Origin of the sequence: Aliamphritea spongicola, from assembly GCF_017051665.1 — a bacterium.
In the GTDB taxonomy this organism is placed as follows: domain Bacteria; phylum Pseudomonadota; class Gammaproteobacteria; order Pseudomonadales; family Balneatricaceae; genus Amphritea; species Amphritea spongicola.
Genome location: NZ_JAFIDL010000003.1, coordinates 641,769 through 663,997, shown reverse-complemented (window position 1 = coordinate 663,997; position 22,229 = coordinate 641,769). Strand labels below are relative to the sequence as shown.

General features: G+C 50.1%; 25 protein-coding genes. 11 read left to right on the top strand and 14 right to left on the bottom strand.

Annotation, left to right across the window (positions count from 1 at the left end; all coding sequences use genetic code 11):
* The first annotated feature begins 30 nt into the window (after positions 1 to 30).
* Both yidD and JYB63_RS13025 read left to right on the top strand, forming a co-directional pair.
* Complete coding sequence (gene yidD / locus JYB63_RS13030; protein ID WP_205658279.1) at positions 31 to 297, top strand: membrane protein insertion efficiency factor YidD; 267 nt, start codon at positions 31 to 33, stop codon at positions 295 to 297.
* A 129-nt stretch (positions 298 to 426) separates the two neighbouring features.
* Complete coding sequence (locus tag JYB63_RS13025) at positions 427 to 2,631, top strand: sodium:solute symporter family protein (protein WP_205658278.1); 2,205 nt, start codon at positions 427 to 429, stop codon at positions 2,629 to 2,631.
* Between the two features lie 16 nt (positions 2,632 to 2,647).
* Here JYB63_RS13025 and JYB63_RS13020 read toward each other — a convergent pair whose 3' ends face one another.
* From JYB63_RS13020 to JYB63_RS13010, 3 genes are all read right to left on the bottom strand, one after another.
* Positions 2,648 to 3,445 (bottom strand): response regulator, encoded by a 798-nt coding sequence (locus tag JYB63_RS13020; protein WP_205658277.1) that lies wholly within the window; start codon positions 3,443 to 3,445, stop codon positions 2,648 to 2,650.
* Between the two features lie 208 nt (positions 3,446 to 3,653).
* Entirely contained in the window at positions 3,654 to 4,451 is a 798-nt protein-coding gene (locus tag JYB63_RS13015; RefSeq protein ID WP_205658276.1) for a response regulator, read from the bottom strand.
* Between the two features lie 256 nt (positions 4,452 to 4,707).
* Positions 4,708 to 5,517, bottom strand: a complete 810-nt coding sequence (locus JYB63_RS13010) for a mechanosensitive ion channel family protein (RefSeq protein ID WP_205658275.1) — start codon at positions 5,515 to 5,517, stop codon at positions 4,708 to 4,710.
* A gap of 300 nt (positions 5,518 to 5,817) precedes the next feature.
* Between JYB63_RS13010 and radD the strand changes: the two genes are divergently transcribed.
* Positions 5,818 to 7,554, top strand: a complete 1,737-nt coding sequence (gene radD / locus JYB63_RS13005; RefSeq protein WP_205658274.1) for a DNA repair helicase RadD — start codon at positions 5,818 to 5,820, stop codon at positions 7,552 to 7,554.
* Positions 7,555 to 7,596: 42 nt separating this feature from the next.
* Here radD and JYB63_RS13000 read toward each other — a convergent pair whose 3' ends face one another.
* The 9 genes from JYB63_RS13000 to JYB63_RS12960 form a co-directional block, all read right to left on the bottom strand.
* Positions 7,597 to 7,998 carry an SMI1/KNR4 family protein gene (locus JYB63_RS13000; protein WP_205658273.1) on the bottom strand — a complete coding sequence of 134 codons (402 nt, stop codon included), beginning with the start codon at positions 7,996 to 7,998 and terminating at the stop codon, positions 7,597 to 7,599.
* Positions 7,999 to 8,077: 79 nt separating this feature from the next.
* Entirely contained in the window at positions 8,078 to 8,557 is a 480-nt protein-coding gene (locus JYB63_RS12995) for a peroxiredoxin (protein ID WP_336510884.1), read from the bottom strand.
* A 93-nt stretch (positions 8,558 to 8,650) separates the two neighbouring features.
* The gene (locus tag JYB63_RS12990) at positions 8,651 to 8,971 is read right to left on the bottom strand and encodes an AzlD domain-containing protein (RefSeq protein WP_205658272.1); all 321 of its coding nucleotides are present in this window, start codon (positions 8,969 to 8,971) and stop codon (positions 8,651 to 8,653) included.
* Positions 8,964 to 9,707, bottom strand: coding sequence for an AzlC family ABC transporter permease (locus JYB63_RS12985; RefSeq protein ID WP_205658271.1), 744 nt, complete (start codon positions 9,705 to 9,707; stop codon positions 8,964 to 8,966). The genes JYB63_RS12990 and JYB63_RS12985 overlap by 8 nt, the downstream gene beginning before the upstream one ends.
* A 2-nt stretch (positions 9,708 to 9,709) precedes the next feature.
* Positions 9,710 to 10,690, bottom strand: coding sequence for a bifunctional helix-turn-helix transcriptional regulator/GNAT family N-acetyltransferase (locus JYB63_RS12980; protein WP_243431959.1), 981 nt, complete (start codon positions 10,688 to 10,690; stop codon positions 9,710 to 9,712).
* A 136-nt stretch (positions 10,691 to 10,826) separates the two neighbouring features.
* A complete protein-coding gene (locus JYB63_RS12975) occupies positions 10,827 to 11,195 on the bottom strand; it encodes a hypothetical protein (RefSeq protein WP_205658270.1) in 369 nt (122 codons plus the stop codon).
* A gap of 13 nt (positions 11,196 to 11,208) precedes the next feature.
* Positions 11,209 to 11,445: a hypothetical protein gene (locus JYB63_RS12970; RefSeq protein ID WP_205658269.1), complete on the bottom strand. Its 237-nt coding sequence runs from the start codon at positions 11,443 to 11,445 to the stop codon at positions 11,209 to 11,211.
* A 216-nt stretch (positions 11,446 to 11,661) separates the two neighbouring features.
* Positions 11,662 to 11,943: a peptidylprolyl isomerase gene (locus tag JYB63_RS12965; RefSeq protein WP_205658268.1), complete on the bottom strand. Its 282-nt coding sequence runs from the start codon at positions 11,941 to 11,943 to the stop codon at positions 11,662 to 11,664.
* Between the two features lie 121 nt (positions 11,944 to 12,064).
* Positions 12,065 to 12,982 (bottom strand): LysR family transcriptional regulator, encoded by a 918-nt coding sequence (locus JYB63_RS12960; protein ID WP_205658267.1) that lies wholly within the window; start codon positions 12,980 to 12,982, stop codon positions 12,065 to 12,067.
* A gap of 84 nt (positions 12,983 to 13,066) precedes the next feature.
* On the opposite strand from JYB63_RS12960, the gene JYB63_RS12955 reads away from it, so the two are divergent.
* Genes JYB63_RS12955 through JYB63_RS12945 form a run of 3 tightly spaced genes read left to right on the top strand, consistent with a single transcriptional unit; the run spans position 13,067 to position 14,828 of the window.
* Entirely contained in the window at positions 13,067 to 13,663 is a 597-nt protein-coding gene (locus JYB63_RS12955; protein WP_205658266.1) for a flavodoxin family protein, read from the top strand.
* Between the two features lie 21 nt (positions 13,664 to 13,684).
* Positions 13,685 to 14,251, top strand: coding sequence for a cytochrome b (locus tag JYB63_RS12950; RefSeq protein ID WP_205658265.1), 567 nt, complete (start codon positions 13,685 to 13,687; stop codon positions 14,249 to 14,251).
* A gap of 4 nt (positions 14,252 to 14,255) precedes the next feature.
* Positions 14,256 to 14,828, top strand: coding sequence for a YceI family protein (locus tag JYB63_RS12945; protein WP_205658264.1), 573 nt, complete (start codon positions 14,256 to 14,258; stop codon positions 14,826 to 14,828).
* A gap of 183 nt (positions 14,829 to 15,011) precedes the next feature.
* Here the strand turns inward: JYB63_RS12945 and JYB63_RS12940 are convergent, their stop codons facing one another.
* Positions 15,012 to 15,227, bottom strand: coding sequence for a cold-shock protein (locus JYB63_RS12940; RefSeq protein ID WP_205658263.1), 216 nt, complete (start codon positions 15,225 to 15,227; stop codon positions 15,012 to 15,014).
* Between the two features lie 313 nt (positions 15,228 to 15,540).
* On the opposite strand from JYB63_RS12940, the gene JYB63_RS12935 reads away from it, so the two are divergent.
* Positions 15,541 to 16,098, top strand: coding sequence for a DUF2058 domain-containing protein (locus tag JYB63_RS12935; protein WP_205658262.1), 558 nt, complete (start codon positions 15,541 to 15,543; stop codon positions 16,096 to 16,098).
* 378 nt (positions 16,099 to 16,476) lie between these two features.
* Positions 16,477 to 16,683, top strand: coding sequence for a cold-shock protein (locus JYB63_RS12930; RefSeq protein ID WP_205658261.1), 207 nt, complete (start codon positions 16,477 to 16,479; stop codon positions 16,681 to 16,683).
* Positions 16,684 to 16,743: 60 nt separating this feature from the next.
* On the opposite strand, the gene JYB63_RS12925 is transcribed toward JYB63_RS12930, so the two are convergent.
* Positions 16,744 to 17,340 (bottom strand): DUF938 domain-containing protein, encoded by a 597-nt coding sequence (locus JYB63_RS12925; protein ID WP_205658260.1) that lies wholly within the window; start codon positions 17,338 to 17,340, stop codon positions 16,744 to 16,746.
* Between the two features lie 133 nt (positions 17,341 to 17,473).
* Between JYB63_RS12925 and JYB63_RS12920 the strand changes: the two genes are divergently transcribed.
* From JYB63_RS12920 to JYB63_RS12910, 3 genes are all read left to right on the top strand, one after another.
* The gene (locus tag JYB63_RS12920; RefSeq protein ID WP_205658259.1) at positions 17,474 to 19,135 is read left to right on the top strand and encodes a transporter substrate-binding domain-containing protein; all 1,662 of its coding nucleotides are present in this window, start codon (positions 17,474 to 17,476) and stop codon (positions 19,133 to 19,135) included.
* Positions 19,132 to 20,541 carry a sigma-54-dependent transcriptional regulator gene (locus tag JYB63_RS12915; RefSeq protein ID WP_205658258.1) on the top strand — a complete coding sequence of 470 codons (1,410 nt, stop codon included), beginning with the start codon at positions 19,132 to 19,134 and terminating at the stop codon, positions 20,539 to 20,541. Before JYB63_RS12920 ends, JYB63_RS12915 begins: the two co-directional genes overlap by 4 nt.
* 278 nt (positions 20,542 to 20,819) lie before the next feature.
* On the top strand, positions 20,820 to 22,226 hold the full coding sequence (locus tag JYB63_RS12910) for an aspartate ammonia-lyase (protein ID WP_205658257.1): 1,407 nt from the start codon (positions 20,820 to 20,822) through the stop codon (positions 22,224 to 22,226).
* Positions 22,227 to 22,229 lie beyond the last annotated feature (3 nt).

Here is a 22,229-nt window from a genome sequence, read left to right as displayed (position 1 = left end):
TCTTCATTTCAGGTATCGGAAAATATAAGTATGCGAATGCTGCTGCGTTTTCTCATCAAATTTTATCAGTACGTTATCAGCCCTGTACTGGGACCGCGCTGTCGTTTTTACCCTACCTGTTCAGCCTATGCCCTGGAAGCAATCGAAATTCATGGCCCCCTTAAAGGCACCGCACTGACAATAAAGCGCCTTCTTAAATGCCATCCGGGGCATCCCGGCGGTGTCGATCTGGTGCCTGAAAAAACACCTTCCTGCTGCCCGCATCACGAATCCGTATCCTCCGATAGTGAACGTTAATACCCAAAACAGTCTTCGCTGAAATTTGACCCATCCATCAGCCAGCGCTATAGCTTAAAGAATACCTTTGTAAAAACAGAGAGATCACAGGCATGGACAGCCGAACGGAAGGGAGGGTTACTTTCGGCTATGTTCAGTTCAATTACAGTCATACTGGTTATTTCATCCTACATGGTCATTCTGTTCGCCATTGCACAACTGGTGGAACGGAAAATTGAACAGACCGGCAGAAACTTCAACGGCCCCTGGACGTATGCATTATCCCTGGCGGTTTATCACACTTCCTGGACCTTTTACGGCAGTGTCGGATTCGCCGCCGAATCAGGGCTGCTTTATCTGGGCGTCTATATCGGATCATTACTGAGCATTGCCTGTTGGTGGATTACCCTCAAACGCATGGTGCTCGCCAAAAACACCTTCCGCGTCACCAGCATCGCCGACTTCATATCCACCCGTTATAACCGCTCACAGAAAATCGCAGCACTGGTCACCTTAACAGCCCTGTTAGGTGTACTCCCGTATATTGCCCTGCAATTAAAAGCAGTCATCAGCTCATTTAAAATCATCACCCTCAGTGGTCATGGCGCTGACCTGCATAACACAACAATGGACTGGGGCAGCTCAGGCCTGCTGATCACACTGTTCATGATTATTTTTACGATTATGTTTGGCGTACGGCGGTTAGACCCAACCGAACGCCATCAGGGTATGATCAGCGTTCTCATGGTGGAATGCATTGTCAAACTGATTGCCTTTCTGAGCGTAGGTATTTTTGTCTGCTATTACCTGTTTAACGGCTATGACGACATTCTTAACCAACTTGATCAGGCCGGCATGCATCAGGTAACCAGCCTCCATACCCGGCCAGACAGCGGTGTCATGTGGCTAACCCTGATCATTCTGAGCTTCGCAGCCGTACAAAACCTGCCCCGGCAGTTCCATGTCGCTGTCATAGAAAATGCGGATGTTAACTATATCAAAAGAGCGATGTGGGTCTTTCCGCTCTATATTCTGCTGATCAACATTTTTGTCATTCCCATTGCCGGGGCCGGCCTCCTTAAAGGCATTGATACCGGTGCTGCTGACTACTACGTACTGCTGTTGCCACAACAGGCAGACAACACCTTTCTGACCATGCTGGCATTTATCGGCGGTTTTTCTGCCGCCACAGGCATGATTATTATCACCACAATGACGCTGGCCACTATGTGTTCTAATCACCTGATCATGCCTGTACTGGAAAGATTCGAACGTTATGCAGCCATTCGCGGCGAACTGCTGAAAATCCGCTGGGCACTGGTTGCCCTGATTCTGCTCAGCAGTTACAGCTTTGCCATCGCCTTCAGCGACTCCTACATTCTGGTAGCTATCGGCCTTATTTCCTTTGTTGCAGTACTCCAGTTCAGCCCTGCACTTCTGGGCGGAATATTCTGGCAAAAAGGTAACAGTGCCGGCGCATTGGCCGGGTTGCTGGCAGGCTTTATTATCTGGGTCTACACCCTGGTAATCCCAGCGCTGATTAAGCAGGGCTGGATGGCTGAAACATTACTCAATGAAGGTCTGTTTCAGATCAGTTGGCTGCGCCCGGAAGCTCTGTTTGGCACTGAAGGGCTATCCAGCATTCCCCATAGCGTATTATGGAGCATGATCTTTAATATCGGCGCATACCTGCTGGGCTCTCTGCTCTATTCTCCGCACAAAGCAGAACGTACACTGAGAACTGAATTTATGCAGTCAATGCTCAGTCAAACCAGCAAAGCCACCCGGCCGACAGGGCTGGAGCAATACATTCTGCTGCAAACCAAGCTTAAAGAAGCATCTGCCCTGCTGAATAATTACCTGAGCCCGGATAAAGCCCGCAATGCTATCAGCCAGATAACAGAAGATTTACAGGTCACTGACAAAGAACGTATCAGCATTATCGAACTGATCGAATTCCACCGTATGCTGGAACATACCCTGACCGGTTCCATAGGGGCTGCCAGCGCTCACAATGCAATGGAAAACGGGATTCGTTATACCAGCCGGGAAACGGCAGACCTGAAAGCCCTGTACAGCCACCTTGTCACAGAAATGGACACCCGGATTGACAATAAAAAGCCGGCAGCAAAACCTGCGGATACGAATTTTGGATTGATTGATGATTTACAGCGTCAGATAAGCCTGCTGGAACGGAAAAACCTGTCCCAGCAGCAACAACTTGAAAAACTTGAAATGAAATTAGAAGAACGGCATCAACAGATTTTCAAATACCGTATTGCGGCTCAGCACGCCCAACGTGACAAGCACAAGCTCAGCGAGCAACTACAGGCTCTGCAGCAAACCAGCGAATAAGCTAACAGCCACCGCCTTATGCTTCCAGAATCTGCGCCAGCAACTTGCGGACGCCTTCCGGCTCAAAGGGTTTATTGCTTAAGGCATTTACACCCGACTGGGCCACATTCTGTAACTGTGCTTCGTTATCTTCTGATGTCACCATTAAGACCGGCATATGACAATGATCACCGGACTTACGAATATACTCAGTCAGCTCAGCACCATTCATTTCTGGCATATGATAATCGGTTACCAGCAAATCAAACGTCTGGCTGTTAAGAATCTCAATCGCCTCAGAACCGTCGTTCGCTTCCTGAATATGCTCAATGCCCATATTGTTCAGTACCCGGGTAATGACATTCCGTGAAAGACGGCTGTCATCCACAACCAGCACGTTCAGGTCATCCACTTCATACATATCAAGCTCAAGCGCCTGAGGGGACAACAGATCAACGGTGGCATTCACCGCCCGGTGCAAATGCTGCAACGTGTAAGGTTTTGGCAGAATTGCTATCACACCGGATTGTTTAAACTCTTCCAGCTGTGCACGGCGGGTTTCACTTGAAACCAGCATAAACGGCAAATCTTCAAGGTCAGGATCCTGACGAATGGAGCGCAATAAATCCAGTCCGGTACCGTCTTCAAAATATAATGAAGAAATCACCAGATCCGGTTTAATCCGGGTTACCTGTTCGAATGCGTCTTTACAGTTACTGCAAACATCCAGATTGAAAACCCCTTCCTCATGCAGTGCATTCAGCAACAGCTTGCGCTGCATCTGCGAAGGCTCAACCACCAAAATGTTCAGATCCGCAGGTGATAATTTATCCATATAACCTCTGCCAATATCAGGTAAAAAAGCCAGCGAAACAATTGCTCACTTCATACTGAAAAACTCTGCTTTGACAAGTGCAGCCCCCCGCTACGGAGCGCTCACAACTCAGTTAACAACACATATGTTCCAAACACATTAAAGCGACAAAACGTTTCTATCTTAGCTGCTTTATATAAATACAAACAAGCACTTATAAGCCATGACATCAGCCTTCCAGAATTGAAGCCAGCAGCTGTTTTACCACATGGGGCTCAAAAGGCTTATCTGTCATAGCATTCACACCCGACTGCGCCACATTCTGTAAATGCGCGTCATTTGATTCAGATGTCACCATTAAAACAGGCACATGCCCGTGCGTAGGAGATTTACGTACGAACTCCGTCAGCTCAACACCATTCACTTCAGGCATATTGTAATCAGTCACCACCAGGTCAACGCCCTGATCCTGCAAATAAGCAATGGCTTCAGAACCGTCAGCCGCCTGTACAATATTCTTGATCCCCAGATTGGTTAACACCCTTACGATCACATTACGTGCCATCCGGCTGTCATCGACTACCAGCACTCGCAACAAATCAATGTCATACAGCTCAAGATCAAAGTTCTGCTCAGAGAGCATATCCAGTGTCGCATTAATCGCCTGATTCAGATTCTGCACGCTGAACGGCTTCGGCAAAATCGCAATCACCCCTGACTGCTTAAACTCTTCCAGCTGCTCTCGGCGACTCTCGCTGGACACCAGCATAAAAGGTAAATCTTCAAGAGACTCTTCTGCCCTGATCAGCCGTAACAACTCCAGCCCGGTGCCGTCTTCAAAATAAAGTGAAGAGATGACCAGATCCGGTTTAAACTCCCGTATCTTCTGTATCGCTTCCGCTTTATTGCCGCAAACCGCCGTCTTATCAACACCTTCTTTAGTCAGTGCTTCAAGCAATACCTTGCGCTGCATCTTTGATGGTTCAACTACAAGAATACTTAAATCTTCTGCCGACAACCTTTCCATAAAACCTCTCAATAACACCGAATAAACAAGCAGTTAAAGCGATTTTAACAACTGGATCCTTTCGCTCAGACATTCCTGCAACATACCCTGTCCGGATACCTGACGAAAAGCCCAACCCTGCGGGAGACTACCCATAACAGGTGCAAAACCTTCTGGACAAAGCAAATTTTCTTTATCTGCCAGAATCAGTCACTGAATCCGAGCCAAAAAAAACGGCCGCCGAAGCGACCGTTTTCTGTCAGAACAATAACTAAACTTACTTGCTCTCGTGCTTGTACTGATGCACATCCATCTGCGGGTAAGGAATAGAAATACCCTCAGCATCAAAGCGCAACTTCACAGCCTCTGTGGTTTCGAACAGTACATTCCAGTAATCCGCTGAATTCACCCACGGACGTACCACAAAATTCACACTGCTGTCCGCCAGTTCAGATACTGCAATCACCGGAGCCGGATCTTTCAGTACGCGGCTGTCACTGTTAATGATATCTTCCAGCACTGCCTTGGCTTTCTTCAGGTCATCGTCGTAACCGATACCGAACACCATATCCACACGGCGGGTATCCCGGGCAGAATAGTTAGTAATAACACCGCTGTAGATATTACCGTTCGGCACGATCACTTCTTTGTTATCCGCAGTACGCATAACAGTATTGAAGATCGTAATCTGCTCAACGATACCGGACACACCGGCAACCTCAACGAAATCACCTTCCTTAAACGGGCGGAAAACAATCAGCATAACGCCGGCTGCAAAGTTCTGCAGCGAGCCCTGCAGCGCCAGACCAACAGCCAGACCTGCGGCACCTACCAGCGCAATCATTGAGGTAGTATCAACCCCTAACTGATCCAGTGAAGCAACCACAACCACCAGCAGCATCAGGATGTTTGCAATTGACGTCACAAAATTGATCAGAATGTCGTCCATGCGGCTCTTACGCAGCACTTTCTCCAGCAAACTACCAAGCGCCTTTACAACCATCCGACCGACGATAAAGATCGCGGCTGCCAGTGCGATATTAATAATCCACGGCATTACATACATATCAAAAAATGAAAGATCCATATCAGAATTCCCCGTTGAATAGACCGTTATTGCAGCAGCAAACGCCACCAGCAACTACTAAATTGTTATATTTTCATTCAACCACTTTCTGCCCACATCAGAAGCTTCCTGATCTGTAAGCAGAAATCAGTTCACAGCTTAACCAATTTAATACTGTGTTTCATCTTCAGAAACCGTTCGCCCTGAGATTCAGCCGGCCACTATAACGGCGCAACTATGAACAGAGAATGAGCGAACAAACCCAAAGGAAAACGTTATAATCCACCGTTCAACACAGTGGCAGATGTACATCAAAATTCAATGACAACCTTTACTTTACGCAGCTACCAGCAAGAAGCAGTTGAGGCCACACTGCGGCACTTTCGCAGCAGCAATGACCCGGCAGTCATTGTATTACCAACCGGTGCCGGCAAAAGCCTGGTAATTGCCGAGCTGGCCCGGCTGGCCCGGCGAAAAATACTGGTACTTGCCCACGTCAAAGAACTGGTGGAACAGAATGCCGCAAAATACCGCAGCTACGGCTTAACCGGCGGTATTTACTCCGCTGGCCTGAAACAGAAACAAACCGAACATCAGGTCACATTTGCCAGCGTGCAGTCGGTCGCCCGGAACCTGGAAGCATTTCAGCATGAATATTCGCTGATCATCATTGATGAATGCCACCGGGTCAGTGAAGAAGATAACAGCCAGTATCAGCAGATAATCGGGCAACTCACCGCAAATAACCCGCAACTTAAAGTGCTGGGGCTGACAGCAACCCCCTACCGGCTGGGCATGGGATGGATCTATCGCTACCATTACCACGGCATCTGCAGATCAGAGGAGCCCCGCCCTTTCAGCCACTGTATTTACGAGCTCCCTCTGCAGTACATGATAAAACATAAGTACCTGACACCACCGAACCTGATTGATGCTCCGGTTGCGCAGTACGACTTTTCACAACTGCGTGCCGGCAATAACGGCGAATATAACAGCCGTGAAGTGAATCAACTGTTGGTCAGCCATCCACGGGTAACTCAGGCGATCTGCAAACAGATCGAAAATCTGGCTGAAACCCGCCAGGGAGTCATGATCTTCGCGGCAACGGTTGAGCACGCCCATGAAGTCGTCAGCTATCTGCCAGCGGAAAATACCGCTCTGATCACCGGTGCAACGGCACAGCAGGAGCGGGATGCACTGATCAGCGCATTCAAAGAAAAACGTTACAAATACCTGGTGAACGTTGCCGTACTGACCACCGGATTCGATGCGCCCCATGTGGATATGATTGCAATTCTTCGCCCCACTCAGTCAGTTTCGCTGTATCAGCAGATCGTCGGCAGAGGCCTGCGTCTGGCACCGGAAAAAACCGATTGCCTGGTAATGGATTATGCGGGCAACAACTTCAACATTTATTACCCGGAAGTTGGCCAGCCCCGCCCCGACAGCAGCAGTGTGCCGGTTCAGGTATTTTGTCCTGCCTGCGAGTTTGCCAATGTTTTCTGGGGAAAAACCGATGACGACGGTGCGATCATGGAACACTATGGCCGCCGCTGTCAGGGGATGCTGACAACAGAACCACCCAGCCAGTGTGATTACCGCTTCCGCTTTAAAGAATGCAGATTCTGTAACGGAGAGAATGACATTGCCGCAAGGCGCTGCGGGCACTGCGGTGAAGCCATTATCGACCCGGACGACCAGCTTAAAGACGCGCTGCAACTGAAAGACGCCACCGTCATCCGCTGTGCCGGTATCAGCTTTCATCAGCAGGGCAGCCGTCTGCAAATTATCTATCACGATGAACAGGGTGAAGAACTGAAAGAATCTTTTGACTTCAGTAAGCCGAAGCAACTGCAGGTGTTTAACCAACTCTTCGGCAGACGTTTACAACAGAGCCAACAACCACGCCGCTTTAAATCTCTGGAAGAAGTGCTTGGCTGTCAGCAACAGTTCAGCCACCCGGACTTTGTAATTGCCCGTAAATCCGGTCACCATCTGCGTGTTACCGAACGGATTTTTGATTACCAGGGAAATTACCGAAAAGCGAATCAGCTGTAACCGGCAGAAAACCGGCCAGCTGACTCGCATTACCAGAAACGCTTAACTGACCAGCCAAACCTCTCTGGCCCATTCCCAAATGCTGGTCCACTCTTCATGCTCATGGCCATCAAAGCTCCACTGAATAACAGCACCTTCCAGGTTCACTACATAAAAACCGTCCGCATAGGCACACAATGGCGTCATCTCCCGGGAAAGCCCAACCGACCATGCATATGCGGCCACCTCAGGCAAATGGGTATGAGATCCCGGATCAGCAGCGGTTACAGGCTCAAGTGAGCCACAAATCACATCGCTGACCGTTAACAAAAACTGCTTAAAATCAGGATGTAACGGCACGCAGATATCTTCTTCCACATCTACAATGTCATCAAACTCCGGCAAATCCAGTGGCATTGCCACCTCCTGATTTGCATGACGCAATGCGTCAATTACATCTTGCATATATCCTCACAAAAGCACTTCATAAAACAACAAAGCCGCTGCAAAGCAGCGGCAAAAAACTATCAGTCATCCGGTAAAATCAGCCCAGCTTAGCCAGCATCGCCTCAGCACTGCTGACCTCAAAAGCCTTAGGCGCTTCCAGCGCTAACTCAGTCACGGTGCCATCTTCAATAATCATGGCATAGCGCCGGGAGCGGATACCGCCGAATGAACCGGAATCCATTTCAAGGCCTAACGCCAGTGTTAGTTCAGCACCGCCATCCGCCAGCATGGTTATTTCACCGGCATTCTGATCATCTGCCCAGGCTTTCATCACAAAGCTGTCGTTCACCGAAAGACAGGCAATCAGATCCACCCCTTTGGCAAAAAACTCATTCGCATAATCCACATAGCCCGGTAAATGACGGGCGGAACAGGTGGGTGTAAAGGCACCGGGCAAGGCAAACAAAACGATTTTCTTCCCTTCACAGAGTTCACTCAGCGGTAAGGTTTGCGTTTCCCCCTGCTGCACGACCCCAACACTCACGGAAGGAATTTTATCTCCTGTCTGAATCATCATCTGCTCCTTATATGTTTAGCCTGTAACAACCAACAGTATAAAGGATGCTCAGCCGAAGTCCGACGCTTTTATGCAACCGCCAAACAGACAGCGCTACCAGCCAAAACCGAAACGCAGCAATAAAAACATCAGCATACCGAACACAATGGTCTGCAACAGATCTTTACGCCACATCGCCACCAGCACCGCAAACACGGCAGACACCAACCACGGGTTCGTCAGGCTGAACCACATATCCCCCTGTGGCATGATAACCGCCGGTACAATAATCGCAGTCAAAACCGCCGGCGGTACAAACCCTAAGGCCAGATCCATCCAAGCCGGAAAACGAATCTTTCCTGCGACACCGAACAGAAAAAACCGTACGCTGAACGTCACCGCAAACATCCCGGCAATCAAACCGACTTCATTCATAACTCTGACCTCCCTGACATACCGAAGGCTGTCTGGATTGCTGCAGCCAGTGCAGCGACACACCTACCGCGATGCCACACAGCGCAGCAACCAGTAAACCAAGCTTATGGGGTAAGGCTGCGCAGGCAACCGCCATGGCACCCGCCACAATTACCGCCGCCCACATTGGCCGGTTTGTTAAATACGGAACCACCATGCCGATAAAGGTCACCGACATCGCAAAATCCAGCCCCCAGTTAACCATCCCCGGAAACACCTCACCCAGCATGACCCCAATTCCGGTACACAATACCCAGTTAGAATACATGGCCAGAAATGACCCCAGATAGAACCAGTGAGCATGCTGCAAATCATCCTGGCGTAAGTAACGGTTGCTCACCGCAGCAAAGGTTTCATCGGTTAAACCGAATGCCAGTGGAATTCGCCAGCGCAGAGGCAAATGCCTGACCTTTGGTACTAAATTGGCCGAATACAGTAAGTGCCGTAAATTCACCACAAAAGTCGTTGCAATGATCACCGGCAGTGCTGCTCCAGCCGCCAGTAAACCCAGCGCGATAAACTGTGATGAGCCGGCAAAAACAATCACTGACATCGCCAGCGCGGCCAGCGGTGACAAACCACTGGGCTCTGCCAGTGTGCCGAAAATTATGCCAAACGGAATTGCGCCAACAATCAGAGGCAATGTGGCTTTTGCCCCCTGCAAAAACTCCTGCCGCGGCGATGCTAAATCAGCCATACTCAGTCCCTCAGACTCAGGGTTAAATACATATCTGAACGGGGGAAAACAGACTTCCCTTCAGGATGAGGGATCTCGGAAAACCCCATATTCTGATAAAGCCTGACCGCCCTTTCCAGAATACTGGCGGTCTCAAGAAACACTTCCCGTGCGCCTAAATGACGGGCCTTGGTCAGTGCTGTTAACATCAGCTCACGCCCTACCCCCTGGCCGTGAATCGCTTCATCCACCGCCATTTTTGAAATTTCGAACCGGTCATCGCTCACCCGGGCCAGCGCAATACAGCCCACCGGCGTACGTGACGCATCCTGACGGCAGGCAAACCAGATGTACCCGCCCTTTGCCAGGTAATAACTTTCCGGGGTATTCAGCGCCTGATGATCCAGGTCGATCATTTCACCGTTGAAATACTTGTTCAGCCAGGCCATATTCAGCCGGTTAAAATCGTCCCGGTAGGTTTCATCCCAGCCGACAATCTCAACATCTTCGATATTCTGCCGCTCACGGATACTGTTCAGTACCGGCTGAAAAAAACCTTTCTGATCCAGGCTCTGCTCAAATTCATTCAGCGCATCCAGCAGTGGATGCTGCTGGGTCAGCATCAGCCGGTCCAGATATTGTTTAATCTCCCGCCAGACGGGCTTAATCTCATGCAGTAACGCCTCACTCTGGGGAGTCAGCGCAAGTAACTGACGGCGCTCATCTTCAGGGTCCGGCGTTTTTGTCAGCCAGCCTTCAGTAATCATTTTCCGGGCAATTTTGCTGATCGCCGGATGACTGACCCCCAGTAACTCTGCCGCCTGGGTGACACTCATTTGGCCTTCCTGAACCAGCAAGTTAAACAGTGGAAAGAAGGTCGGATTAAGATCAATTCCCTGAGCCTGATACAGACTCACCACATCCTGAACCAGGCGATCAGACAGCCGCCGCAAGCGACTGCCCAGGGAAAGATTGCCAAAACTGCGCATTAAATCTGGCTGCATATACAACTCTTACTGAGATAACAAAACAAATTACGTAACAGGTTACGTAATTTAGCAAAACAATCCCTGAATGCAAGAAATTTCAGCCACCGGTAACCATAGATGATGAAGCTACCGGCAACTGAATCAGTCGGTATTAATCCGGCAAAACAACCTGATAAGTCTGTTCGCTTAAGCCATGTACCGAATCATAAGCCCTGACTTCAACTGTCTTTATACCGGCAGGCACCTGAATCACCTGGCTTCTGGTAAACGGCTGCTCATTGACATGGGGATGATGCAGTACCCGCTTGCCCAGCAGATTGCCCTGCAGATCTGTAACATCCCAGGCATTGGCATAATGATCCCAACCGGTATCATCATGTTTAAGCGTGACTGAGAAATTATACTGGCCAGCAGTACGGGGAGTGACCTGCACGTCTTCTATCACCACACTGCCCGCCTGCGCTGAAGTACCGGCAACAAACAGTCCCGCGAAGGCAATACTCAGAAAAGCTGATCGCATATCCGCTACCCGCTTACAGATGGTGATCACGGATAAACTGTTCGAGGCTGTCATAGCTCCAGTCACTGCCATCAGGGTGCTTATGATCATGCTCATTCAGCTTGCCCATCATGACCTTCAGGTTGTCCCCTTTTTTGCGCAAGCCCTGCACAAAGTGAATCGCCTCATCAATCGCCTGCTGCTGCTCGGCACTCACACCCGCCTGTTTATCGCCTTTTTTCTTAACGCTTACAGTAATCCCGGATTTCATTGCATTGTCTCCTTCCATCATCAATACATACGGAATACGTTACTCTGCTTCAAAATATGAATAAAGCACAAAACTCAGAAATCATGCCCTGAATCAGAAAAATTTTCAGGAACAAACAGATCGAAAGATACAGACAAAAAAAGAAAAGAGAGGGAGATAAATACAGGGAAGGAATATAGCGGAAACCCCTTGCAGGTTTCCGCAGTCTGGCAGTAATCAGTCGTCGCGGCTGGTTACTTCAACCAGGTGATAACCGAACTGAGTCTTTACCGGACCCTGAACTTCACCCACCGGGGCAGAAAATACAACCTTATCAAACTCCGGTACCATCTGACCCGGGCCAAATGAACCAAGATCACCACCGGATGCTTTAGAAGGACAGCCTGAGTGCTGCTTAGCTACATCAGCAAAATCTGCTCCAGCTTCGATCTGTGCTTTCAGATCATTACACTGTTCTTCAGTGTTAACCAAAATATGACGGGCAGTTGCTCTTGCCATGTTAAATACCTGCTTTTATAAAATTACTGAAGCGTGAAATCCACGTTCTGCCACTATAGCACAAGCCTTTTGGAGAATACCCGTTAAGCTACTGATCAGATTAAAAAAACAGCCGGAACAATCAGTGCTGCAAGCTCTGCATCAGCTGCTGCCGTACCCAGATACACATAGGGTCCCGGTGATAACGCTCATGCCAGTAGAGATAAAAATTAATATTTGCCGAGTGTAACGGTGCGGGAACTTCCCGGTAAATCACCCGGCGGCCGTCCACAATCCGCTTGGCAATCAGCTCCGGTAATACAAACAGCAAATCAGTCGTTTCGCAGAAATCCGCTACCGACATAAAATTCGACAACCGCAGGCCCAGATGCCGGCTCTTCCCGAGGGTTTCAAGCCGCTCATCAATGATCCCCATGCCCTGTCCGGTAACTGACACAATCCCGTGACTGGCTGCCAGATACTTCTCCAGCGTCAATTCCTGATTCACTAGCGGATGATGCTCTCCCATGAGACAAACAGTATGGGTCTGAGCCATCAGTAAACGGCGGTACTGACTTTCCGAACGGCTGGGCGACAGTGCTGTGATTGTAAAGTGCACATCCCCTTCTTCCAGCAGATCAAAATGATTCCGGGGATCCGACCGCATTTCCAGCCTCATCTGCGGGGCTTCTTCCTGCAATACCTTCATCAGCGATGGCAGAAAGCAACACGCTTCAAGATCCAGACCATAAAAGCGCACCACATCCCGAGCCTGAGCAGGAATAAACTCAGGCTCAGCAATTAACTGAGCGGTATCATCCAGCAAAGTCTGTAATTTAGGTAACAGACTTACCGCCCGGGCACTTAAGTCATATCCCGCTGTCGTACGTACAAGCAGCTCGTCGTCGAAGGTTCCCCGCAACCGCTGTAATGCCCGGCTAACCGCCGGCTGACTCATGTGGAGACGATCCGCTGCCCGGGTAACATGGCGGGTCTCCAGCAAGGCCAGTAAAACCACTAAAAGATTAAGGTCGATGCTTCTTAAATTCACTTCGCGCATAACAACAATCACACCAATGCATTAGATGAATAAATTATGCCGTATTACATTACAGACATCCATTAACAAACAACGGGCATCAGAATGTCACAACAGGTAAAAGTCGCTATTGCTTATCACAGCGGATATGGCCACACGGAAGTTCTCGCTCAGGCAGTGGTAGCCGGCGCGGAAAATGCCGGTGCCAAAGCGATTGCCGTTTCAGTGGCTGATCCTGAAGCCATCAACTGGGATCAACTGGCTGAAGCTGACGCAATTATATTTGGCAGCCCAACCTACATGGGAAGCGTCAGTGCACCGTTTAAGGCATTTATGGATGCCAGCTCTAAAATCTGGGCCCAACAGGGCTGGAAAGATAAACTGGCAGCAGGCTTTACCAACTCATCCAGCCAGAGTGGCGATAAACTCAATACCCTGATCCAGTTATCGGTCTATGCTGCATCCCACAGTATGAACTGGATAAGCCTTGGCCTGATGCCTGGCAATAACAGCAGCCAGGGCAGCAATGCCGACCTGAACAGACTGGGCAGTTTTCTGGGGGCCATGGCACAAAGCAACAGCGATCAGTGCGCTGAGCTGACACCGCCACAGTCCGACAGAGATACCGCTCAGGCACTGGGGGCGCGGGTTGCCGCTGCAGCACAGCGCTGGCAACTGAAAACCAGCCCTTGCAATCTTTAATTCGGGAAACAGGATCTGATTATGTCACTGCCATTTAAAAACACCCGCAGCACCTATGGCCTGGCCAGTATCTCATTGCACTGGATCATGGCGCTGACAATCATAGGCTTATATATACTGGGTCTGTATATTGACACCCTCGACTACTACGATCCCAATTACCGGACTTTTCCACACTGGCACAAAAGCATTGGCATTATTTTGCTGGGCTTTTATGTCTGCCGGCTGGTCTGGAATCTGATTAACCCGCACCCGGAGCCATTACCTCAGCCTCCAATGGCACAACTGGCGACAAAAGTTGTCCATAAACTGATGTATGTGCTGATTATTCTGGTGCTGATCTCAGGTTATCTGATTTCCACCGCAGACGGACGGGCCATCGCCGTATTCAACTGGTTCGAAATACCGGCAATACCCGCCATAATTGAACGGCAGGAAGATACAGCAGGCTTTTTACATTACTGGCTTGCCAACGGTCTGATATCCCTTGCAGGATTACACGCCCTGGCAGCTCTGAAACACCACTTTATCAACAAAGACCAAACCCTGAATCGAATGTTAGGGAAAGCACAATCCACCCAGGAGTAAACACATGAAACTGAAAACGACTCTGGCCGGCGCACTACTGGCTACCTCTGTCCTAGCTGCCCCGAGCATCCAGGCTGCAGACTACACAATCGATACCAAAGGGGCACACGCTTCCATTAACTTCCGCGTAAGCCACCTGGGCTACAGCTGGTTAGAAGGCCGTTTCAATGAATTCAGCGGTCAGTTCAGCTACGACGAAGCAAACCCGAATGCATCTTCTGTAGAAGTTGAAATCAACACTGCCAGTGTTGACTCCAACCATGCTGAGCGCGATAAGCACCTGCGCAGCGGTGACTTCCTGGACGTAAGCAAATATCCGAAAGCCAGCTTCAAGAGCACCGGTTACTCTGCAGACAGCGGCGTACTGAGCGGCGACCTGACCCTGCACGGCGTAACCAAGCCGGTTGAAATTCAGGTGACTAAGATTGGTCAGGGTGATGACCCATGGGGCGGCTACCGTGCAGGCTTCAGTGGCACCACTGAATTCAAGATGAAAGATTTCGGTATTACCAAGAACCTTGGCCCGGCATCAGAAACCGTTTACATGGAACTGCATGTAGAAGGTATTCGCCAGTAAGCGAAACATTCCGGAAAATGCGCCTTACGGCGCATTTTTTTTGCGCGTAAAACTATCCGGAAAAGAATATTAGAAGTATTAAAGAATAAAAAATATCTGCTGCCCGGAATAATCCGGTCAGTAAAAAGAAGTCGAACTGGAAGCAGCCCGGCCAGAGCAAGCCAAGCTGCTCTCTGGGATGAGTTAGGCCGTAATAGTTACGTTTTCAGCCTGCAGCCCTTTCTGACCTTCAACTACCTCGAAGGTTACCTGCTGGCCTTCAACCAGGGAGCGACGCCCCGTACCGTTGATTGCCCGAAAATGTACAAATACGTCAGGCGCTCCCTGGCGTTCAATGAAGCCAAAACCTTTTTCGTCGTTGAACCATTTTACTACACCAGATAATAGTTGATCAGACATACCTTCCTCTTCTTATATTTTGGTGCCTGCGGACTTTTCCGTCAGACGTCCTTTGCTATTTCAGAAATCACTGTCTCCCGGATGAACAGAGATTTCACATCAACAAAAAATCAGCTTTTCAGCCAGGCCGGGGCGTGCTAAAGAAAAACCAACTATATCTTCTACGTATAAAAACGCAGATATGCAAGTCAGTATCTGCACTTTTTGTGTAATTTTTATGAACTTAGCCGCAAAAAAACCAATTCTTTAGAGACAGGACAGTGAATATGCTAGACTCCGGTCCGTTAAATTCACGATCGATCTGGAAATTAAGATGGCAGGTTCACTTCAGGATCAACTACTGGGCGCAGGTCTGGCAACCAAAAAGCAGGCCAACAAAGCTAAAGCTGATCAGCGTAAAAAAACTAAAAAATCCAAAACCGTAAAGAAAGGTGAGGTCTATCAGGACCAGGATGAGCAAGAACGTCAGGCAGCGATAGCCCGACAAAAAGAAGAGAAGCTGGAAAAAGACAAAGCCCTGAACCGGGAACGGGAAGAACAGCGCCTGCAGAAAGAAATTGATGCCGCTGCCCGTCAGATCATTCAGCAGAATATCATCAGCATCCCGGAAGACGGGGATGTTGAATATAACTTTGTTGACGGCAGTAAAATCAAAAAGCTATACGTGAATAATGAACTGCAGAACCAGCTGGCAAATGGCAACCTGGCCATTGCACAACTGGACAGTAAATATGTCGTGATTCCAGCCGGTGCTGCTGAAAAAATTACCGAACGCCGTCCTGAGCTGATCATCAGCCGCCAGGAGAAAGAAACCGTTGATCCGGATGATCCGTACGCAGACTTCCAGATTCCGGATGACTTAATGTGGTAATCAGCCCACTTAGAAACTGGCCGGAAATATCCGGCCAGACCTGTACAGATAACACCCGGAAAAATGCCTGAAAGTAACAGCTAAATGTTACGAAAAAACGTCTAACACAGCCCCTCAAGCTTATAAAAATCAACACCTTAAGCTGGTTATCTTTTCACCGAATATCCCCTTCCACTCTCCAGATAAATAGCATAGAATGGCGATGGCTTGAAAGTAAGGCTCGTTTTTTATGATTTAAATCCTGGTATCCCAACCTGAATGATGAAGATATTTAGCATAAAGTCATAAATGTAGTACCTACATTTCTTAGCTCAACCGCGGTAATAAACACACTGTTGTTGCCGCTTAAATTACTTATATTTTTGTAGGATACACATTATGTCTACTACTACTGGTACCGTAAAATGGTTCAATGCCGATAAAGGCTATGGTTTTATCGAGCAGGAAAACGGTCCTGACGTATTCGTTCACTTCCGTGCCATCAACACGACTGGCTTCAAAACCCTGACCGAAGGTCAGCAGGTTTCTTTCGAAGTGACTCAGGGCCAGAAAGGTCCTCAGGCTGAGAACGTTTCTGTTCTGTAAGCTGGCTTCTAAGCTGTAACCTCCGGGTTACAGCTTTATCCCCTCACTGCTTTACCCTTCTTATACCTCAGATTTACGCCATACCAGCAACTGATTATTTGCCGGCATTGTCACGTCTGCACTCAGCTGTAATCCAACGGCTTCAGCCAGCGCATTAACCGCCTCAAAATCACGAATCCCACTGACCGGATCACGCTGCTTCAGCCATTGATCAAACTCAGCATTACTGGCACTGGTATAGTCGCCTTCGTAACGAAACGGCCCGTACACGATCAGTTGTCCGCCCGGCTCAAGCGCAGCACCCGCGCCGGCGAAAAAGCACTCCACCTGTGGCCAACCCATGATATGCAGAGTATTCGCCGTAAAAACAGCATCTGCATAATCAACACCCCAGCCTGCCTGACACACATCCAGTATTTGCGGCGGCAATATATTTTCAACGGCCTCCTCCATCAGATTCAGCTTCAGAGCCTCGTGATTCATCATCAGCTCCGTCGGTTGCCAGCTAAGCCAGGGAAACCTACGGGCAAAAAACAACGCATGCTGCCCGGAACCACTACCCACTTCCAGCACGTGCCTGCTGTCCGTCAGCAAGCCCTGTAGCTGCTCAAAAATGGGCTGCTGATTTCGCTCGCAATTGGGGGAATAATTAAGCATAACTGCTCCTGATACTGTCTTTGAAAATGAATCTGCGGATCTGCCACTATTGCAATCTGGCCATCAGCCACCCAACATAGTAAGTGTCAGTTACGATTACAAGCCATTCGTTATCAGATCCGGAACCCTCAGCTTGCTTCACTTCAAACGATTATTTTCAGCCCTGCTTTTTGGTTTCTCACTACAGAGTATTGCCAGTGAAACCATCATCATCGGTGGCGATTATTCCTATCCGCCTTACGAATTTATTGATGAGAAAGGCCAGCCCAGCGGCTATAACGTCGAGCTGACTCAGGCGATCGCCGAAGTCATGGGAATGAAAATTGAATTCCGTATGGATGAATGGTCTCTGGTCAGGGATGCCCTGCAAAACGGCGAAATCGACGCATTGCAAGGCATGGTCAGTTCTGCAGAACGGGGCAAGCAGTTTCTGTTCAGCCCACCCCACGCCATTGTTCATCAGTCGATATTTGCCCGCCGTGGCGAACCCCGGGCTTCCAGCCTGCAACAACTGCGGGGAAAACAAGTCGTCGTACAGAAAAACGGCATCATGCATGACTACCTGCTGCAAAATAACGTCGGCGCCATCATCAACACTGCAGAAACCCATGCTGACGCCCTCCGGCAGCTATCTTCCGGCAAACACGACTTTGCGCTGGTCGCCAACCTTCCCGGCCTGTATCTGGAACAGGAGCTGGGGCTGAATAACATCATGCCGGTCGGCCAGCCTTTTCAGGCTCAGCAATACGGCTATGCGGTCTTACAGGGTAATGAAGCCTTACTGGCCCGTTTCAGCGAAGGGTTAGCGATCCTGAATAACACCGGCCGCAAACAGGAAATTTATAACAAATGGCTCGGCTCTTTGCAGGACAGAGGGATCCCATGGAGAGACATCGGTAAAATCACCTTCTGGGCATCCGTATTACTGCTGATCTTCCTCAGTGTCGCCGTGATCTGGAACCGATTGCTCAAACGGGAAGTAAACAAACGCACCCGTGAACTGCATATCCAGCAACAGCAACTTATTCAGGCAGACAAAATGACCTCTCTTGGCATTCTTGTCTCCGGTGTTGCGCACGAAATTAACAACCCTACAGGTCTGTTACTGCTGAACCTGCCTATCATTCAAGATGCCTGGCATGACTGTGAGGCGACACTCGAAGAACGCTATAAGGAACAGGGAGACTTTGATCTGGGAGGCCTGCCCTACTCACAGATGCGTCAGGAAATACCTGCCCTTCTGGAAGACATGCACAACGGTGCCCGGCGTATCAAACGAATTGTGAACGACCTGAAAGACTTTTCCCGTCAGGAAGACGACGATATCCGGGAAACCTTTAACCTGAATGATGTCGTCAATACCACCACCCGGCTGCTGGACAACAATATCCAGAAATACACCGATCACTTCAGCAGCAGGCTGGCCAGCCACCTGCCGGACTGCAGTGGCAATGCCCAGCGAATAGAACAGGTCATCATTAACCTGATCGTCAACGCCTGTCAGGCGCTGGAAAACAGAACACAAAATATTCATCTGGAAACCTTTTACCTGCCGACACAGAATCTGGTGGGGCTGGATATCACCGACCAGGGCCATGGGATTTCACCGGAAGACCTGCCCCGCCTGCTCGACCCGTTTTTCACCACCCGCCGCGAACATGGCGGCACAGGTCTTGGCCTGTCAATTTCCAGCGGTATTGTTAAAAGCCACGGCGGCCAGTTAGAATTCGCCGCCAATCAGCCCCGGGGAACCCGGGTGCGTATGACCATTGCCTGTCATCAGGAAACCCTATGAGCACCGATAACCTGTACCCCGAATTCGGCATATTACTGGTCGATGACGAAACATCATTTCTGCGCAGCCTCAGCCTGACCCTGCGCCGCAGCGGTAACATCACCCACCTGCACCAGTGCAGCGACAGCCGTGAAGTCATGCCTCTGCTTGCCCGCCACAATATCGGTCTGGTACTGCTGGATCTGACCATGCCTCATATCTCCGGCGAACAACTGTTGCAGCAAATTACTGAACGTTACCCGGACATAGGCGTCATTATCATCAGCGGCCTCAATCAGGTGGAATCTGCTGTCAGTTGCCTGCAACAAGGTGCCTTTGATTATTTCGTTAAAACCAGCGAAGAAGGCCGGCTGATTGAAGGCATTAAGCGGGCGATTCGGATGCAGGAACTATTGCGTGAAAATCAGGCACTGGGACAACGCATGCTTAGCAACACCCTCGAACATCCACAGGTATTCGACCCGATCATCAGCCGCAGTAAACAAATGCACGGGGTATTTCAGTACACCGAATCCATCGCCCCCAGCTCGCAACCCCTGCTGATCTGTGGTGAAAGCGGCACCGGAAAAGAACTGCTGGCCAGAGCCGTCCACCAGCTGAGCAATCGTAAAGGCGAGCTGGTCACCGTGAATATTGCCGGGCTGGATGACCATATTTTTGCCGACACACTATTTGGCCACCGCCGCGGGGCTTTCACCGGGGCAGATAAAGACCGTCCGGGACTGATTGAGCAGGCAGCCAACGGCACGTTGTTTCTGGATGAAATCGGCGATCTCAGTCCCACCTCTCAGATAAAACTGCTGCGCCTCTTACAGGAAGGCGAATACTATCCGCTGGGCAGTGACCGCCCCAAGCGCAGCAGTGCCCGCATCATTGCCGCCACCCACCAGGACCTGCAACACAAACAGCAAAATGAAGATTTCCGCCGGGATCTGTATTACCGGCTTTGCACCCACCAGGTCAGAATTCCACCGCTGCGCCAGCGCAAGGAAGACCTGCCCCTGCTGCTTGATCATTTTCTGAGACTGGCCGCTGAAGACATGCAGAAAACAGTACCGGGCTACCCGCCGGAGCTGACCCAGTTACTGGCCACCCACAGTTTTCCCGGCAATATTCGCGAGCTGCGGGCACTGGTGTTTGATGCGCTCAGCCGACACCGCTCTCACCAGTTATCACTGGATGTATTCCGACAGGCACTGAATAAAGACAGCGAAGAAACCGGTCCCCAGAGCGCTGCCGAAGCCGTGGTATTTAACCCCGACTGCAGCCTGCCAACACTCACAGAAATCAGCCAGCTGCTGGTCAGCGAAGCCATGGAACGGGCAGATAATAACCAGTCACTGGCGGCACGGTTGCTGGGTATCTCCCAGCCTGCTCTGAGTAAACGCTTAAAAAACATGCGCTGATTCCCCTATAACCAAAGTTATACACATAACTTTGGTTATGTTCCGGATAAAACAGCCCCGGTCCCTTCTGCCATCAGCGTCAGAGCCAGGCAGAACGATCAGTATCATATTCAGTGTATAACTATGATTATACCCCCTCCCGGCTAACAGCACTGTCAACAAAACCACAATAAAACCTTATATAACAAATAGTTAAATCCTAAAAATCACTCATGGCACAGCCCTTGCTCTATTGGGTTCTATATTTGCTTCGCCATAACAATAACGAGTGATACTTCATGAACAGTTCTAACGACACCCGCACTGAACAGGACCTCCTGGGGCAGGCGGAAATTCCCAAGCACGCTTATTACGGCATTCAGACCTGGCGTGCACAGCAGAATTTCGATTTAAGCGGTGTCAGCCTGCAACACTTCCCCCACCTGATCAGCGCACTGGCCATGGTTAAGCAGGCCGCCGCCCGTGCTAACTGCCAACTGGGATTCCTTGATCAGGAACCGGCCGACGCCATCGAGCAGGCCTGCCGTCTGATTACCGGTGGAGAATTTCATGACGCCTTCATCGTCGACATGATCCAGGGCGGCGCAGGCACCTCCACCAACATGAACGCCAATGAAGTTATCGCCAATGTGGCATTGGAACTTTCCGGACACAGTAAAGGTGATTACCAGCACCTGCACCCGAACAACCACGTCAACATGTCGCAGTCGACCAATGACGCTTACCCCACCGCTGTCCGCCTGGCCATTCTGCTGAGCCACGGTAACCTGGTCAGCCGCCTGACCAGCCTGCAGACCAGCCTGATTGCAAAAGCCGAAGAGTTCAGCGACATCCTGAAGATGGGCCGTACCCAGTTACAAGATGCAGTGCCTATGACCCTGGGTCAGGAATTCAACAGCTGGGCCTCCACCCTTGGCGAAGATATCCAGCGGATTGCCGGGCTGGCAGAACTGCTCACCGAAGTAAATCTGGGCGGTACCGCCATAGGTACCGGCATCAATGCGGATAAACGCTACGGCAAACTGGCAGTTAGCGAACTGGCCAAAATCAGCGGTTACCCGCTAATTCAGGCCACTGATCTGGTGGAAGCCAGCTCAGATATGGGAGCCTTTGTACTCTTCTCCAGCATGCTTAAGCGGCTGGCCATCAAACTGTCAAAAATCGCCAATGACCTGCGTCTTCTGAGCATGGGCCCAAGAGCCGGCTTAAACGAAATCAACCTGCCACCGCAACAACCCGGCAGCTCGATCATGCCCGGCAAGATCAACCCGGTTATTCCGGAAGCCGTCAATCAGGTTGCCTATCAGGTGATGGGCAATGATCTGGCGGTCTGCATGGCAGCAGAAGCCGGCCAGCTGCAGCTCAATGCTATGGAACCACTGATTGCCTTTAACGTGCTGGAATCCATCCGCCTGCTCAGTCAGGCAATGCCCATGCTGGAAGAACGCTGCATCGCAGGCATTACCGCTAACCGTGAACATTGCCGTCATCTGGTGGATAACAGCATCGGTGTGGTTACCGCCCTGAACCCGCATATCGGTTATGAAAATGCCACCCGCATCGCCCGGCAGGCCCTGCATTCCGGTGCCAGCGTTGTCGATCTGGTGCGCGAAGAAGCGCTGCTGTCCGATAGCCAACTGGCGGAAATTCTGAAACCGGAAAACATGATTCATCCCGGCCGCTAAGCG